The sequence below is a fragment of the Citrobacter sp. C348 genome, from assembly GCF_047467975.1.
Taxonomy (GTDB): domain Bacteria; phylum Pseudomonadota; class Gammaproteobacteria; order Enterobacterales; family Enterobacteriaceae; genus Citrobacter; species Citrobacter gillenii.
The window spans coordinates 1-15,335 of record NZ_JASJUJ010000011.1 but is presented as its reverse complement, the minus strand read 5'-3'; the positions used below and the strand labels follow the sequence as shown (position 1 = coordinate 15,335).

General features: G+C 53.6%; 15 protein-coding genes and 1 tRNA gene. 5 read left to right on the top strand and 11 right to left on the bottom strand.

The features are described 5' to 3' along the window. Window positions 1-37 precede the first annotated feature (37 nt). Window positions 38-1,501, top strand: a complete 1,464-nt coding sequence (locus QNN86_RS18830; RefSeq protein WP_181617947.1) for an anion permease — start codon at window positions 38-40, stop codon at window positions 1,499-1,501. A 69-nt stretch (window positions 1,502-1,570) separates the two neighbouring features. On the opposite strand, the gene tsaD is transcribed toward QNN86_RS18830, so the two are convergent. Further along, the gene (gene tsaD / locus QNN86_RS18825; protein WP_181617948.1) at window positions 1,571-2,584 is read right to left on the bottom strand and encodes a tRNA (adenosine(37)-N6)-threonylcarbamoyltransferase complex transferase subunit TsaD; all 1,014 of its coding nucleotides are present in this window, start codon (window positions 2,582-2,584) and stop codon (window positions 1,571-1,573) included. 235 nt (window positions 2,585-2,819) lie between these two features. On the opposite strand from tsaD, the gene rpsU reads away from it, so the two are divergent. From rpsU to rpoD, 3 genes are all read left to right on the top strand, one after another. Beyond that, window positions 2,820-3,035 (top strand): 30S ribosomal protein S21, encoded by a 216-nt coding sequence (rpsU, locus tag QNN86_RS18820; RefSeq protein WP_001144069.1) that lies wholly within the window; start codon window positions 2,820-2,822, stop codon window positions 3,033-3,035. A 240-nt stretch (window positions 3,036-3,275) separates the two neighbouring features. Then, on the top strand, window positions 3,276-5,021 hold the full coding sequence (gene dnaG, locus QNN86_RS18815) for a DNA primase (protein ID WP_117342687.1): 1,746 nt from the start codon (window positions 3,276-3,278) through the stop codon (window positions 5,019-5,021). Window positions 5,022-5,305: 284 nt separating this feature from the next. Beyond that, window positions 5,306-7,150: an RNA polymerase sigma factor RpoD gene (gene rpoD, locus QNN86_RS18810; RefSeq protein ID WP_096755616.1), complete on the top strand. Its 1,845-nt coding sequence runs from the start codon at window positions 5,306-5,308 to the stop codon at window positions 7,148-7,150. Between the two features lie 45 nt (window positions 7,151-7,195). On the opposite strand, the gene mug is transcribed toward rpoD, so the two are convergent. Then, window positions 7,196-7,702: a G/U mismatch-specific DNA glycosylase gene (mug, locus tag QNN86_RS18805; RefSeq protein ID WP_181617949.1), complete on the bottom strand. Its 507-nt coding sequence runs from the start codon at window positions 7,700-7,702 to the stop codon at window positions 7,196-7,198. 124 nt (window positions 7,703-7,826) lie between these two features. Between mug and QNN86_RS18800 the strand changes: the two genes are divergently transcribed. Beyond that, a tRNA-Ile gene (locus QNN86_RS18800) sits at window positions 7,827-7,902 on the top strand. Between the two features lie 157 nt (window positions 7,903-8,059). Here the strand turns inward: QNN86_RS18800 and QNN86_RS18795 are convergent. From QNN86_RS18795 to QNN86_RS18755, 9 genes are all read right to left on the bottom strand, one after another. Then, complete coding sequence (locus tag QNN86_RS18795) at window positions 8,060-8,278, bottom strand: DNA-binding transcriptional regulator (protein ID WP_023223216.1); 219 nt, start codon at window positions 8,276-8,278, stop codon at window positions 8,060-8,062. A 39-nt stretch (window positions 8,279-8,317) separates the two neighbouring features. Beyond that, on the bottom strand, window positions 8,318-9,511 hold the full coding sequence (locus QNN86_RS18790) for a phage late control D family protein (protein ID WP_414212153.1): 1,194 nt from the start codon (window positions 9,509-9,511) through the stop codon (window positions 8,318-8,320). A gap of 2 nt (window positions 9,512-9,513) precedes the next feature. Next, entirely contained in the window at window positions 9,514-9,978 is a 465-nt protein-coding gene (locus QNN86_RS18785; protein ID WP_103014989.1) for a phage tail protein, read from the bottom strand. A gap of 11 nt (window positions 9,979-9,989) precedes the next feature. Next, the gene (locus QNN86_RS18780; protein ID WP_414212151.1) at window positions 9,990-12,419 is read right to left on the bottom strand and encodes a phage tail tape measure protein; all 2,430 of its coding nucleotides are present in this window, start codon (window positions 12,417-12,419) and stop codon (window positions 9,990-9,992) included. After that, on the bottom strand, window positions 12,412-12,531 hold the full coding sequence (locus QNN86_RS18775) for a GpE family phage tail protein (protein ID WP_000763326.1): 120 nt from the start codon (window positions 12,529-12,531) through the stop codon (window positions 12,412-12,414). Before QNN86_RS18775 ends, QNN86_RS18780 begins: the two co-directional genes overlap by 8 nt. Window positions 12,532-12,563: 32 nt before the next feature. Further along, window positions 12,564-12,845 (bottom strand): phage tail assembly protein, encoded by a 282-nt coding sequence (locus QNN86_RS18770; RefSeq protein WP_100194864.1) that lies wholly within the window; start codon window positions 12,843-12,845, stop codon window positions 12,564-12,566. 62 nt (window positions 12,846-12,907) lie between these two features. Beyond that, complete coding sequence (locus QNN86_RS18765) at window positions 12,908-13,426, bottom strand: phage major tail tube protein (RefSeq protein ID WP_023223221.1); 519 nt, start codon at window positions 13,424-13,426, stop codon at window positions 12,908-12,910. Window positions 13,427-13,438: 12 nt separating this feature from the next. Then, window positions 13,439-14,626 (bottom strand): phage tail sheath protein, encoded by a 1,188-nt coding sequence (locus QNN86_RS18760; protein ID WP_414212148.1) that lies wholly within the window; start codon window positions 14,624-14,626, stop codon window positions 13,439-13,441. A 64-nt stretch (window positions 14,627-14,690) separates the two neighbouring features. Next, window positions 14,691-15,269 carry a recombinase family protein gene (locus QNN86_RS18755; RefSeq protein WP_414212249.1) on the bottom strand — a complete coding sequence of 193 codons (579 nt, stop codon included), beginning with the start codon at window positions 15,267-15,269 and terminating at the stop codon, window positions 14,691-14,693. Between the last annotated feature and the right edge of the window lie 66 nt (window positions 15,270-15,335).

Here is a 15,335-nt window from a genome sequence, read left to right as displayed (position 1 = left end):
GGCACTGTGCCTCTCCCCCTTTCGCAGGGATACAACAATGGCACCTTTAGCTGGTTGGTGGCGATACCTGGCTCCGCTGGTGGTCATCGCCATTATTGCTGTTTTGCCCGTTCCTGGCGGTCTTGAAAGCCACACCTGGCTCTATTTTGCCGTCTTTACCGGGGTCATCGTCGGGCTTATTCTGGAACCTGTTCCCGGTGCGGTAGTGGCGATGATTGGTATTTCTATCATTGCCGTGCTGTCGCCGTGGCTGCTGTTCAGCCCGGAGCAACTCGCCCAGGACGGATTTAAATTTACCGCCAAATCGCTGTCATGGGCGGTGTCGGGTTTTTCTAACTCGGTTATCTGGCTGATTTTCGCCGCCTTTATGTTCGGCACCGGTTACGAGAAAACCGGTCTGGGTCGGCGTATCGCGCTGATGCTGGTGAAGAAGATGGGGCATCGCACGCTGTTTCTCGGCTATGCGGTAATGTTCTCTGAGCTGATCCTCGCCCCCGTTACGCCGTCTAACTCCGCGCGCGGCGCTGGCATTATCTACCCGATCATTCGTAACCTGCCACCGCTGTACCACTCTCAACCCAACGATCCCAGCGCCCGCTCTATTGGTTCTTACATTATGTGGATGGGGATCGTCGCCGACTGCGTCACCAGCGCCATTTTCTTAACGGCGATGGCGCCAAACCTGCTGTTGATCGGCCTGATGAAAGGCGCTTCTCACACCGCGTTAAGCTGGGGGGACTGGTTCTTAGGCATGCTGCCGTTGAGTATTTTGCTGGTCTTGATCGTGCCCTGGCTGGCCTACGTGCTGTACCCACCGATGCAGAAATCTGGCGATCAGGTCCCGCGCTGGGCGGAAACCGAGCTGAAGGCGATGGGGCCACTGTGCGCGCGTGAGAAAAAGATGCTGGTATTGATGGTGGGAGCGCTGGTGCTGTGGATCTTTGGCGGTGACTATATTGATGCCGCGATGGTCGGTTACAGCGTGGTAGCGCTGATGCTGGTACTGCGCATCATCAGCTGGGATGACATCGTCAGTAATAAAGCGGCATGGAACGTTTTTTTCTGGCTGGCCTCGCTGATTACCCTGGCCACCGGGCTGAACAATACCGGCTTTATCTCCTGGTTCGGTAAACTGCTGGCGAACGGACTGAGCGGCTACTCACCAATGATGGTAATGGTAGCGTTGATCGTGGTGTTCTATCTGTTGCGTTATTTCTTTGCCAGCGCCACGGCCTATACCTCTGCCCTCGCGCCAATGATGATTGCAGCCGCGCTGGCGATGCCGGACATCCCGCTGCCGGTATTCTGCCTGATGGTCGGCGCTGCCATTGGTCTGGGCAGCATTTTGACCCCGTACGCTACCGGACCAAGCCCGATCTACTACGGCAGCGGCTACTTGCCGACGGTCGATTACTGGCGACTGGGCGCCATCTTCGGCCTGATATTCCTCGTCCTGCTGGTGATAACCGGCCTGCTGTGGATGCCTCTGGTTTTACTGTAAATCCCGCCGGGGCGGCGTAGCGTCGCCCCTTTTCCCTGCGCATCTCATCAGACCGCTTTCCCGGTGCGCTTACGCCGCCGGTAGCTCCGCCAGCGGCCAGCGAGGGCGTACGGTGACACCAAGGTCTGCCGTTGCTCCGGCTTTAAAACGCACCATTCCCGCGTAGGCAATCATCGCCCCGTTATCGGTACAAAATTCCGGGCGCGCATAGAACACTTCGCCACGGCGTTTTTGCATCATTTCCGCCAACTTCGCCCGCAAGGTACGGTTAGCGCTCACGCCCCCCGCCATCACCAGACGCTTAAAGCCGGTTTGATCCAGCGCGCGTTTGCACTTAATCATCAGTGTATCGACCACCGCATCTTCAAATGCACGAGCGATATCCGCACGAGTCTGATCGTCGTTTTCGTTATTGCGAATGGTATTTGCGGCGAACGTTTTCAGGCCTGAAAAGCTGAAATCCAGCCCCGGACGATCGGTCATCGGGCGCGGGAAGACAAAACGCTTTTCCACGCCCTGAGACGCTAGCTTAGACAGCATCGGGCCACCAGGATAATCCAGCCCCAGCAGTTTGGCCGTTTTATCAAACGCTTCACCGGCAGCATCGTCAATCGATTCGCCCAACAACTCATACTGTCCAATACCGGTGACGCTAATCAGCTGCGTGTGTCCGCCAGAAACCAGCAGCGCCACGAAAGGATATTCCGGCGGATTATCTTCCAGCATCGGTGCCAGCAAATGGCCTTCCATATGGTGTACAGGAATGGCCGGAACATTCCAGGCGAACGCCAGAGAACGCCCTACGGTCGCCCCCACCAGCAGCGCACCGACCAGACCCGGTCCTGCGGTATAGGCCACCGCATCAATCTCTTTTGCTGTTAATCCTGCTTCAATCAGCGCCGCCTGAATCAACGGTACGGTTTTACGCACGTGATCGCGCGAAGCCAATTCAGGCACAACTCCACCGTAGTCAGCGTGCAATTTCACCTGACTATACAATTGGTTGGCTAAAAGACCTTTTTCATCGTCGTAAATGGCGATGCCGGTTTCATCGCAGGATGTTTCAATTCCCAGTACACGCATGACTTGTTTTACCTCGCTCTAATACCGCGCAGTGTAGGTCGAATGCGGGTTGATGTAAAACTTTGTTCGCCCAAGGAAGAACCCTCGTGTATACTCCTCACCCTTATAAAAGTCCCTTTCAAAATCGCGTCGGTGCTTTACAAAGCAGCAGCAATTGCAGTAAAATTCCGCACCATTTTGAAATAAGCTGGCGTAGATGCCAGCGGCAAACCGAATTTATAAAGGTGAGAGTTACATGCCGGTAATTAAAGTACGTGAAAACGAGCCGTTCGACGTAGCACTGCGTCGCTTCAAGCGTTCCTGCGAGAAAGCAGGTGTTCTGGCGGAAGTTCGTCGTCGTGAGTTCTATGAAAAACCGACTACCGAACGTAAGCGCGCTAAAGCTTCTGCTGTGAAACGTCACGCGAAGAAACTGGCTCGCGAAAACGCACGCCGCACTCGTCTGTACTAATCTATTGGGAGCTAAAGCTCTCAATTCAGACTGAGTTGTAGTTGTAAGGCCGTGCTTCCGGAAGGAATGCGCGGCTTATTTTCGTTTATACACGTCATCATTCAAGCTGCCTCTGCGTTGGCTGCAGCCGCTCACCCCAGTCACGTACTGATGTACGCTCCTGAGGATTCGCACCCTTGCCGCCTTGATGCAACTTGAATGATTTTGTGTAATTAAGTCATAAAAAAATAAACGGGGCATATGGCTGGACGAATCCCACGTGTATTCATTAATGACCTGCTGGCAAGAACCGACATCGTCGATCTCATCGATGCACGAGTTAAGCTGAAAAAGCAGGGCAAAAATTATCATGCGTGTTGTCCGTTCCATAACGAGAAAACCCCCTCTTTCACCGTAAACGGTGAAAAACAGTTTTATCACTGCTTTGGGTGTGGCGCGCACGGCAACGCCGTCGACTTTCTCATGAACTACGACAAGCTCGAGTTTGTGGAAACCGTCGAAGAACTGGCCGCAATGCACAACCTTGAAGTGCCTTATGAAGCAGGCAACGGCCCCAGTCAGATAGAGCGCCATCAACGGCAAAGCCTCTATCAATTGATGGACGGCCTGAACACTTTTTATCAACAGTCTCTGATACAACCCGCCGCTACCCCTGCGCGCCAGTACCTGGAAAAGCGAGGACTCAGTAGCGACGTGATCGATCGTTTTGCTATTGGTTTTGCCCCCCCCGGTTGGGACAACGTCCTGAAACGGTTTGGCGGCAATCCTGAGAATCGCCAGGCATTGATTGACGCGGGTATGTTGGTGACCAACGATCAGGGACGCAGTTACGATCGCTTCCGTGAGCGAGTGATGTTCCCTATCCGCGACAAACGCGGTCGGGTCATTGGTTTTGGTGGACGCGTGCTGGGCGATGCCCTGCCGAAGTACCTGAACTCCCCGGAAACCGATATTTTCCATAAAGGTCGCCAGCTGTATGGCCTTTATGAAGCCCAGCAGGATAACGCCGATCCGCAGCGCCTGTTAGTGGTTGAAGGCTATATGGATGTGGTGGCGTTGGCCCAATACGGCATTAACTACGCCGTGGCCTCCCTCGGGACGTCAACCACTGCCGATCACATCCAGCTGTTGTTCCGTGCAACGAACCAGGTGATTTGTTGTTACGACGGTGACCGGGCCGGACGCGATGCCGCATGGCGCGCGCTGGAAACTGCACTGCCGTATATGACGGACGGACGCCAGCTGCGCTTTATGTTCTTACCTGACGGTGAAGATCCCGATACGCTGGTGCGTAAAGAAGGGAAAGAAGCCTTTGAAGCCCGGATGGAGCAGGCCTTACCGCTCTCCGCGTTTCTGTTTAACAGCCTGTTACCACAGGTAGATTTGAGTACCCCGGACGGACGAGCACAGCTCAGTACGCTGGCCTTGCCGCTGATCACTCAAGTCCCGGGCGAAACGTTGCGCATTTATCTGCGGCAGGAGTTGGGAAACAAGCTCGGCATTCTGGATGACAGCCAGCTTGAACGTTTAATGCCAAAACTGGCAGAAAATGGAGCTTCCCGCCCTGTTCCACAGCTAAAACGTACGACCATGCGTATACTTATAGGGTTACTGGTACAGAACCCAGGTTTAGCCCCGCTGGTGCCGCCGTTAGGCGCTCTGGATCAAAATAAGTTGCCCGGCCTTGGCTTATTCAGAGAACTGGTCAACACTTGTCTGGCCCAGCCAGGTCTGACCACCGGACAACTGTTAGAACACTATCGTGGCACAAATGATGCGGCCACCCTTGAAAAACTGTCGATGTGGGACGATATAGCAGATAAAGATATCGCGGAAAAAACCTTCACCGACTCACTCAACCATATGTTTGATTCGATGCTTGAACTGCGCCAGGAAGAGTTGATAGCTCGTGAGCGCACACATGGTTTAAGCAACGAAGAACGCCGGGAACTCTGGACGCTGAACCAGGAACTGGCCAAGAAATAAGAGAAAGACAAAACAAAGACAAAATCATTCGCGTTGTATCAAGGCAGCAAGTGAACGAACGCCTGGGAGTGTACATAAGTACATGACCAGGAAGAGAGAACGCAGCTAACGCAGAGACAACGTGAAAGATGAAGTATTTAACGGCTTAACTGCCGAATATCGATCGGGAAGCCCCCGACAGCCGCACGGAGAGGCAGCGGCAAAATATAAGTATGCCCTCGTTTTGCCGTTGGCGGTTTTACCGCCCAACACCAATCAAACGAATTAAGTGTGGATACCGTCTTATGGAGCAAAACCCGCAGTCACAGCTGAAGCTACTTGTCCAACGTGGTAAGGAGCAAGGCTATCTGACCTATGCCGAGGTCAATGACCATCTGCCGGAAGATATCGTCGATTCAGATCAAATCGAAGACATCATCCAAATGATCAATGACATGGGTATTCAGGTGATGGAAGAAGCACCGGATGCCGATGATCTGCTGCTTGCTGAAACCTCCAACAGCACCGATGAAGACGCGGAAGAAGCGGCTGCCCAGGTTCTGTCCAGCGTTGAGTCCGAAATCGGTCGTACAACTGACCCGGTGCGCATGTACATGCGTGAAATGGGTACCGTTGAACTGTTAACCCGTGAAGGCGAAATTGACATCGCTAAACGTATCGAAGACGGGATTAACCAGGTTCAATGCTCCGTTGCAGAATACCCGGAAGCCATCACCTATCTGCTCGAGCAGTACGATCGCGTAGAAGCTGAAGAAGCGCGTCTTTCCGACCTGATCACCGGCTTTGTCGATCCGAACGCGGAAGAAGACATGGCACCAACGGCGACGCACGTCGGGTCTGAACTCTCTCAGGAAGAGATGGATGACGACGAAGACGAAGATGAAGAAGAAGACGACGACAGCAGCGATGACGACAACAGCATCGACCCTGAATTAGCGCGTGAGAAGTTCGGTGAGCTGCGTACTCAGTACGAAATCACCCGCGACACAATCAAAGCGAAAGGCCGCAGCCATGCTGCCGCACAGGAAGAAATTCAGAAGCTGTCTGAAGTGTTCAAACAGTTCCGCCTGGTGCCGAAGCAGTTCGACTACCTGGTCAACAGCATGCGCGTCATGATGGACCGCGTGCGTACTCAGGAACGTCTGATCATGAAGCTCTGCGTTGAGCAGTGCAAAATGCCGAAGAAAAACTTCATTACTCTGTTTACCGGCAACGAAACCAGCGAAACCTGGTTCAACGCGGCCATCGCGATGAACAAACCGTGGTCTGAAAAACTGCACGATGTGGCAGATGACGTCCACCGCGGCCTGCAGAAACTGCGTCAAATTGAAGAAGAAACCGGCCTGACCATCGAGCAGGTTAAAGACATCAACCGTCGTATGTCCATCGGTGAAGCGAAAGCCCGCCGTGCGAAAAAAGAGATGGTTGAAGCGAACTTGCGTCTGGTTATCTCTATCGCTAAGAAATACACCAACCGTGGTCTGCAATTCCTCGATCTGATTCAGGAAGGCAACATCGGTCTGATGAAAGCGGTAGATAAGTTTGAATACCGTCGTGGTTATAAGTTCTCCACCTATGCAACCTGGTGGATCCGTCAGGCGATCACCCGCTCTATCGCAGATCAGGCGCGTACCATCCGTATCCCGGTACATATGATTGAGACCATCAACAAGCTCAACCGTATCTCCCGCCAGATGCTGCAAGAGATGGGCCGCGAGCCGACGCCGGAAGAGCTGGCTGAACGTATGCTGATGCCGGAAGACAAAATCCGTAAAGTGCTGAAGATTGCCAAAGAGCCTATCTCCATGGAAACGCCGATCGGCGACGATGAAGATTCGCATCTGGGTGATTTCATCGAGGATACCACCCTCGAGCTGCCGCTGGACTCTGCCACCACCGAGAGCCTGCGTGCCGCAACGCACGACGTTCTGGCTGGCCTGACAGCGCGTGAAGCGAAAGTTCTGCGTATGCGTTTCGGTATCGATATGAACACCGACCACACGCTGGAAGAAGTCGGCAAACAGTTCGACGTTACCCGCGAACGTATCCGTCAGATCGAAGCGAAGGCGTTGCGTAAACTGCGTCACCCGAGCCGCTCTGAAGTGCTGCGTAGCTTCCTCGACGATTAATCTCGCCGTATAAACATCAACGCCACCGCAAGGTGGCGTTTTTCTTTATAGCCCGCGCGCAATCAGCGCATCATTCACTTCCCGATACGCCTCCACCAACTTATCCAGCGTAATGCGGCTTAACCCACTAGGATTCGGCAACACCCAGATCTGCGTCGCGCCAATCGTCAGCGTCTGTTTCCCCCACTGTGCACCACGCTGGCTAAAGCCTTGCTCAAATGCCTGTTTTCCCAAAATAGCGAGCGCCGCTGGCTGATAGTCTTCAATCTTCTCAACGAGCTGACGACCACCGCTACGCATCTCCTGGAGCTTCACTTCATTGGCCTGCACCGTCGGCCTGTCGACAAATTTGGTGACGCCACAGCGAAAATCCAGCAGGTGTTGTGCCTCTTCTGGCTTTAGCTGACGATCGGTAAATCCCGCCTGATGGATGACCTTCCAAAAGCGGTTGGCAGGATGCGCAAAGGGAAAACCTGTACCCGCCGAAGAGAGCCCCGGATTGATGCCGCAAAAAACCACCCGCAGCCCCGGCGCCAGTATGTCCTTAACCATAATCACTCCGCACAATACATCAGGCAACCAGTATAACGGACTGAAAATACATTGTTTATAAAAACAGCATCCGTACGCTTATGGCTGGATTGCAACGCAGAGTTACTTTATAATCCACCGCCACGGCCCCTTAGCTCAGTGGTTAGAGCAGGCGACTCATAATCGCTTGGTCGCTGGTTCAAGTCCAGCAGGGGCCACCAAATTTTAGCTTTATAATCATATAATTAAGCCACTCTAGCGAGTGGCTTTTTTGTTATCTTGTTTTCGAGTGGCGATGAAATGGCGGTGGATTTTTTACCACCACTTTCATGAGCACATAAAAAAACCCGCGCGCGGCGGGTCTTTAGAGAAAATTTATCAGAGCCACAATGGCCGCTGACCACTCACCGACGGGTGAGGTGGCGCCGGAATTATTGTTCCCGGTGTAACGATAAAACGTTCTACAGACTCCATCGTTACGAATGTGCAACTGCAATTAATATTCGTACATTGATGGTAACGCTCTTTAGTATTCTCGCTAAGATAGCGACTGGTACGAGCATGCGCTGCATGCTGGCATTTTGGACAATGGAACATGCCACCCCCACATATTCACAAAAAGTGAATTAATAATACTCAGTTATTCACCATTTGAGAACCATTTTCTTCCGACTCATATTCTATGCCAGAAAGCATAACCTCGAGCTCTACAGCCGTCGTGAAGCCATTCCCGCCTAGATTATGGGTCACCTTACTGATTATCCACGACTGGTCATCGATGACGCTCTTAAAGCCCGAGACCCTGACCGGCATTTCGGGATAAATATCTTCCCGACCGGTTGCCAGCATGATTGAGAACTCCGCAACGCCACGCTGCAATTTATCCCACTTCGCCTGAGCCGCTCGCATCGCTTGCGCCTTTGTCGCGTAAATGGTCGTCAGTGCGAAAACGTTGTCAGCCTCACCGGCCATATATTCACCCTCGCGGGCTTCCTGCTCTTTCTTCTTTTTCGCTGCGGTTTTACTGCCCACGACTTTTGCTTTCGGGTGCTGTAGCGCCCGGAGGTGTTGCTCTTTGGGCTTGCGCTTCAGCTTCAGCGATTGCTTTTGCTTCGCTGGTTTTGGGTCTTTGGTGTGCAGCCATTTAGCCGTTACGCCGGTGTAAGCACCACGGTCAGCAATAGCAAACTGATGCCGGTCGCCGTCACTGCGCTGGATAGTAATCTGAGGGATAGCTTTTCCGCTGGTCGTCGTACCACTTCCCGCTTTAAGCATCAGCAATTTACCCGCTTTGACCGATACCGCGCCGCCGTTGCGTTCCGCTAGGCGAGTCAGGAAAACAGCGTCGGATTCCTGCGACTGGTCGATATGCGGAATTTTTATCCCGGCAAGAGAATCCGCGACGCTGGCCGTTAATTTATTACGGGCGGCTATCGCGCTGACGATAGCGCCGAGTGTGGTGTCGTGCCATGATTCCTCGCGGCGTGAATTGAGCGTTCCGCGAAAATCAGCGCTACGGGCGCGAATGGTCACCGTATCTGGCGCCCCCCGGTGCTCCACCTCATCGACGGTAAATCGCCCCTTACCAACGAGTGCGAAACCTTTCCAGCCGAGGTACAGCGACAACACCGCTCCACGAATCGGCAGCGCGACAAGTCCGTCAGAATCATCGAGTTCAATGTCGAGCTGGTCAGCTTCAAAGCCCCGGTTATCCGTCATCGAGAGATTAATCAGCCGGTCGCTGATATTGCCGGTAATATCTTTGCTTTCCAGTGTCAGCATAAAATCGGGCGTCAGTGTGGCCCCCGCGCCGGTGATAATATCCAGCATGATTAAGCCCCCACCTTAGACAGCAGATCGCCAGCTTTACCGACCAGACTTTCGGCCTGTTTTCCGATATCGCCATAGACCGCCGCGAGCGATTCATCGACACGGGTCAGTGACAGAGTGAAGCTGATTTTTCGGGGGGACCCGTCCTCAAAAAATACCGTGCCGGTCTCCGAGACATTGCTGACAATAAACATCCCGTAAATCCAGCCTGAGCCAGAAATAAGCGGCCATGCTCGCCCCTGCTCGGCCATCGCATAAAGCGTCAGCATCGAAAACTTGCCGCCGGTCAGCTCAGGATACAGGTCACCGCTCAGGGTAATTTTGTCCTCCCCTTCACCGAGATACTGAAATGCGTCACGCTTCCCGACGCGGGAGTTTGACGTCCAGCTATAATCCGCGCTGCGCTGCATACTCTGATAGGGCAACGTCTGACGCATAAAAACAAACATACCTAGTGCCAGCATCATAATCGGTCTCCTTAGTCATGCATCATGCTTGCGCGGGCTTTGGCGCGTTTCTCACGCTCATATTTTTCTAAGGCATCCTGTAAATCATTACCTAACCGACCGCCCGGCATACCGTTTCCCGGCACGTTGATTTGATAGGTTGGCCGACTCTGGTCGATGTAGGTTTTACCGGCAGGTGCCGTGACCGGCTGATAGCTGTTGTAAGAGCTGATAGCCGGGCTGTAACCGTTCTGCGTCGCCGCACTGGCTTTCGCCGCGGTCTGGTCAAGCGAGCTGGATTCTTTGTTGATAACCCCGAGCTTTTCGAGCACCCAGTCAATCCCGCTTCGCAGCTTGTTAAAGGCGTTAAGCGGCATCAACAAAGCATCAGCCAGTGCCTGACCGAACATGACACCAACATTACGGCAACTGTTTAATGTGTCCTGAGTCGCTTTTACCGGCGCTATCAGGTCTTTAAACCACTGCCAGATACCGCGAAGTTTCTCTCCGAGGCCGTCAAAGATGGGTGCCAGCGGCGCGAACATTTCCCCGACCGGCGCAAAGGCGCTCATCAGCCCCTCGATAACACCGCCGAAAAAGGCGCTGACAGGCTCCCAGTATTTGCGAATCAGCAGCGCGCCAGCGACAACCGCCGCCGCAACGGCCACGACCGGCCATGTAATCGCACCGATAGCGGCGATAACCCCGCCACTGATTGTCGTAAAGACAGCACCAAGTGCGCCAGCAGCAGCGATGATGGCGTTAATACCGATAATAACCGGCCACGCAACAAGGCCGATTGCCCCTATAACCCCCACAACACCGATAGCCGCCGCTGAAATAACCCCAAGCATCGTCGCCAGTGATTTATTTTTTTGTATCCAGCCATCAAGTTTTAAAACATACCCGGTCGCCGTTTGTACCAGCTTACGCAAGGATGACTCTTGCTGGTCAAACAGGTCTGTTCCGACCGCCTCATAAGCTGACTGGAACTCTTTAAAGTCGCCGCCGAGGTTGTCTTGCATGACCTTGACGAGCTCAGCCGTTTTACCGTCAGATGCTTTAAGCGTGGCGGTAAGCTGGTCCAGCTTTCCGCTTGAGGCGGCAGTCATTAATACAGCAGCAGCTGAGCTTGCCTCTTCACCGAATATGGTTTTCATATATTCAGCGCGCTGACCGGTACCGAGATTGTTTTTCTCAAAGCTCCGCTGCATTTCTTTCAGGATTGTAAATATTGGGCGCGTGTTCCCCTTACCATCAGCGGTTTTTACGCCGAGCTCTTTAATAGCGTCATACGCTTTTCCCGTAGGAGCCTGTAGGCGACTTAACACGGCGCGGCTCCCCGTACCCGCCATCGAGCCTGTAATTTTGGCGTCATGCAGTGCGCCGACCATTGCGGCTGTTTCTTCGATACTGACCCCGGCATTTTTCGCCACCGGCGCGGCGTAGGTCAGCGCATCACTCAGGCCGTCAAAGTCGGCGGCGGTTTTGTTCATCGTCATCGACAAAACATCACCGATATGAGCGACCTTATCGTTTGAGAGCTGGAATGCAGATCGCATCCCCATCAATAACCCAGCGTTCTCTTCCATCGTTCGACGGTTTGCGAGCGCCATATCAAGCGTCACTGGCGTAGCCGCCTGAATAGCAGCGGTATCACCACCGGCTTTTGCAATAATAATCTGAGCACCGGCAGCATCATCAGCCGACGCGGCAGTGTTATCACCGAGCTGACGCGCCTGTTTGCGAAGAGCCACCATATCAGCTGAATCTTTTTCGACGCCGAGAACAGCCTGAAGCTCAGAGTTTTTCTGAGCAAAATCATAACCGGGTTTCATTAGTGCAACACTGGCGAGAGTACCTGTTGTTGCCATACCTACCCCGGCAGCGCCCATCGAGGCGGCATTCCCTGCCAGAGCCTTCCCTGCCTGATAGCGTTTTTGTACCGCACTCAGTTTCGCCTGTTGCGCGCTGACACGCGCCAGTGCTTCACGCTGTCGGTTAAGCTGTGTGGTCGTTTCGCTGATATTATTTTTCAGGCGATTTTCATCATTCGTCAGGTTGCGGGTATTTATCCCCGCCTTACCGAGCTCGGCCTGTTGCCGCTTAACTGACTGCGTGAGGCTGTTATATTTCGTCTGCAACCCATCTGCTGCGCGTTTCGCTGACTCCAGCACTCTGGCCTGTGCCGCTGTTGGTCGCTCCGTGTTTTTAAACTGCACCGCCAGCGCTTCAGCTTCCTGTTTTGCTTTTTCCAGCGACTGACCGGTTACCGCCAGTTGCGCACTGGTTTTACGAAAACCGTCGATTTTCGATGCCTGACTATTCAAATCACGCAGGGATTGCTGAGTCGTGCGGATATCACCAGACAGCGATTTACTCGCCGTCTGGATCGCTTTAAATGGTCGGGTCGCCTGGTCGACAGCTTTCAGCAGCACTTCGAGTTTGAGGTTATTACTCATTCGTGTTTCCGCTTCGCTGTAGCGCTTTTTCGCGCCAGTTGACGAGCTCGGTCAGGCTCATGGGATAAAGATCTGATGGCGACCAGTGGAAAATGACCGCTATGTCAGCCATCAGGTCATCGACCGAGAGTTTTTTCGGGAAGGTTACGCTGCCGAACTCGGTGACAAAAAACCGACCACCTTACCGGCAAATGACAGCAGGTCGGGCAGCTCCAGCGCGGCGGCTTCCTGCTCGGTCAGCGATGGCATGGTCATGCGCGGCAGCACTTTAATCAGCGCATCGACGTCAGAGTTTGCGACAGATGCCAGGCTGACGCCGCGAAGGGTTCCGGCACACGGTTTTAACAGGGTGACATCGGTAATAACCTGCTCACCGCGCTTGATGGGTTTAATCAGAGTGACGATATTTTCGTTAGCTTTTTCCATGATATTTCTCGTTAAATTCAGGTTTCAGGATGCCCGGCCAGCCATACTGACCGGGACAATAATTACAGGCCGATATTCTGTCGGTGTGCCTCGAGCATGTCGGTACCGTTCACCATTTCGACGAGGTTCACGGTGTCAATTTCGACCATATCTTTACCGTTGAGGGTCAGCTTGTAGTACGAGCACTCGAGCGAGATTTTCGACTCCGTGTCTTCGCCCTGCTTGGCTTCGCCGAGGTCGATTTCCTTCTGACGTCCACGGAGAACAACCTCAACCGGCACGGTCTCGCCGGTGTCATCACGCTGGTAAGACCCGGCAAAACGTAGCGGCACGGAGGCCGTACCGGTGGCGGCATATAACGACCAGACAGCATCATCAGGAAAACCGCCGAGCGAGATTTCAGCCGACAGCGCATCGTCATCGAGGCCAAGGTCAACCGAGGCTGAGCCATTCATCCCGCCGCCGCGATACTTCTCGAGCTTTCGGGTTAATTTTGGCAACGTGACGGATTGCACGACGCCGAGATAACTCACCCCGTCGATAAACAGGTTCATGAGTTTGAGCTTGCGCGGTAATGCCATTTGTCAGGCTCCTTATTTGCTGTTGACGGACGAGATAAGATTCGCCAGGTATTTTTTAGTGATGCGCTGACGCAGGGTCAGATTTTCAAGAGGTGGCACCGGCGTATAGTCATAATCGATAAGCAGTTTTCCTGCCTCCAGAGTCTCTTCGCTGTTGGATTCTGGATCAAACCAGCACGTCGCATCGATGATGTAACCGCCGGTTTTCAGCTCGCGGAATTTCGCGTTGATGCCGTCGATAATGTCGCGAATCAGTACAGCAGTGACGGGCTTATCGTTCGCCCACATATGCCCCTCGGCCATTGTGTCGGCGATGACTTGTGCCGTGCGGGTGTAGTTCTCAAACTTAAACAGCGGGTCATCGGAGCAATTACGGTTACCCCAGAAGCGGAAACCATCGGCACGAATCAGCGTGGTAACACCGGCCTCATTCAGCAGGTCGGCATCGGTGCCTTTTTCCTGCAAATCCCAGAAGACGGACGCACTGATACCGGTGACCTCATTGACGCCGACGTTTGACAGGGTTTTGTGCCAGCCGGTGTCATTGTCAATTTTTGCGCGCAGACCCAGCGCGATGGCGGTCGCGTAGCTGGTCGTTGTGGCGCTGGCCGTGGTATCCCATCCGAGGAATTCAGGCCAGATAATCATGAGTTCACGCGCGCTGAAATTCTCACGATAGGCAATGACGTCAGAAATGGTTTTACAGCCCCACGCGCTGACATAGGCGAAAGCGCGCAGTTTCTGAGCCACAGAGACAAGCGCGGTCGCCACCTCCTGAGTATCGAGACCCGGCACACCGAGAATGCGGGGCTTCACGCCAGTGACCGCTTTCGCCGTTAACAGCGCTTTCAGCCCGGTGTATTTGCCGTTCTCATCCGTGGTGCCGATGATGTTAGAAATGGTTTGCGCCTGTGCCTCTTCGTCGTCGCCAGTTCCCTCAGCGACACGCACAACAACGACAACCGGTTTTGACTGGTTAGCGATGAGCTGTAGGGACTTTGCCAGAGTACCTTTAGTACCGGCTTTGGCGATGGCGCTTTGTGGGTTGGTAATCAGCACCGGCTCATTGAGCGGAAATGCCCCGGCGTCAGCATCGCTGGCCGTGCAGACCATACCAACGACCGCTGTTGATACCGTCGAGATTGTGCGGGTGCCGTCGTTAATTTCGACGACCTCGACACCGTGATGAAAATCACTCATCCGTTTAACTCCGTTAGTTGGGGTGGGTGATATTGTCGGGTGTACGTTTACAGGGGGCTATTTGTCAGGGTTCGCCGGTGGCTGACACAACTGGATTTGTCGCCGGGAATTTTTTATACAGCGTCGATATGCCCACATCAAAAATTATCGCGACACGCTGACGGGATTCACCGGCCGTAATCAACCGGCCAGCCTGAGCCCATTCATCAGGTGTCAGCTTCGGCCTACGACCTCCGATTCTGCCTTGTGCTCTGGCAGCATCCAGACCGGCGCGGGTTCGTTCGACAATTAGCTCACGCTCCATTTCCGCAAGAGCGCCCATGATATGGAAGAAAAAACGCCCCATCGGCGTTGAGGTATCAATACTGTCGGTCAGGCTTCGGAAATTAACCCCACGCTGGCGAAGTTCTTCGGTCATCGAGACAAGATGACGCATGCTACGCCCGAGCCGGTCTAGCTTCCAGACAACGAGAGTATCACCGGCATTTAGTTGCCTGAGCGCGCGATTTAATCCGGGTCTGTTTGTCGATTTACCGCTGATTTTATCCTCGAATATTAGCTCACATCCCGACCGCTCCAGCGCATCACGCTGTAGCGCGGTGTTTTGTTCGTTTGTTGATACGCGCACATAACCAACCAGCATCTTTTTTCCCTCATGCAAAAGCCGGAATGATGCCAGTTGAGGCTTAAACCTGCATTTTCTTAAACG

Bases quoted from the DNA above. Each gene is read 5' to 3' on its own strand.
- QNN86_RS18760 (WP_414212148.1), bottom strand. From the start codon at position 14,626: ATGAGTGATTTTCATCACGGTGTCGAGGTCGTCGAAATTAACGACGGC.
- tsaD (WP_181617948.1), bottom strand. From the start codon at position 2,584: ATGCGTGTACTGGGAATTGAAACATCCTGCGATGAAACCGGCATCGCC.
- QNN86_RS18780 (WP_414212151.1), bottom strand. From the start codon at position 12,419: ATGAGTAATAACCTCAAACTCGAAGTGCTGCTGAAAGCTGTCGACCAG.
- QNN86_RS18795 (WP_023223216.1), bottom strand. From the start codon at position 8,278: ATGTTCCATTGTCCAAAATGCCAGCATGCAGCGCATGCTCGTACCAGT.
- rpoD (WP_096755616.1), top strand. From the start codon at position 5,306: ATGGAGCAAAACCCGCAGTCACAGCTGAAGCTACTTGTCCAACGTGGT.
- mug (WP_181617949.1), bottom strand. From the start codon at position 7,702: ATGGTTAAGGACATACTGGCGCCGGGGCTGCGGGTGGTTTTTTGCGGC.
- QNN86_RS18790 (WP_414212153.1), bottom strand. From the start codon at position 9,511: ATGCTGGATATTATCACCGGCGCGGGGGCCACACTGACGCCCGATTTT.
- QNN86_RS18755 (WP_414212249.1), bottom strand. From the start codon at position 15,269: ATGCTGGTTGGTTATGTGCGCGTATCAACAAACGAACAAAACACCGCG.
- dnaG (WP_117342687.1), top strand. From the start codon at position 3,276: ATGGCTGGACGAATCCCACGTGTATTCATTAATGACCTGCTGGCAAGA.
- QNN86_RS18770 (WP_100194864.1), bottom strand. From the start codon at position 12,845: ATGGAAAAAGCTAACGAAAATATCGTCACTCTGATTAAACCCATCAAG.
- QNN86_RS18765 (WP_023223221.1), bottom strand. From the start codon at position 13,426: ATGGCATTACCGCGCAAGCTCAAACTCATGAACCTGTTTATCGACGGG.
- rpsU (WP_001144069.1), top strand. From the start codon at position 2,820: ATGCCGGTAATTAAAGTACGTGAAAACGAGCCGTTCGACGTAGCACTG.
- QNN86_RS18830 (WP_181617947.1), top strand. From the start codon at position 38: ATGGCACCTTTAGCTGGTTGGTGGCGATACCTGGCTCCGCTGGTGGTC.
- QNN86_RS18785 (WP_103014989.1), bottom strand. From the start codon at position 9,978: ATGATGCTGGCACTAGGTATGTTTGTTTTTATGCGTCAGACGTTGCCC.
- QNN86_RS18775 (WP_000763326.1), bottom strand. From the start codon at position 12,531: ATGGCTGACATAGCGGTCATTTTCCACTGGTCGCCATCAGATCTTTAT.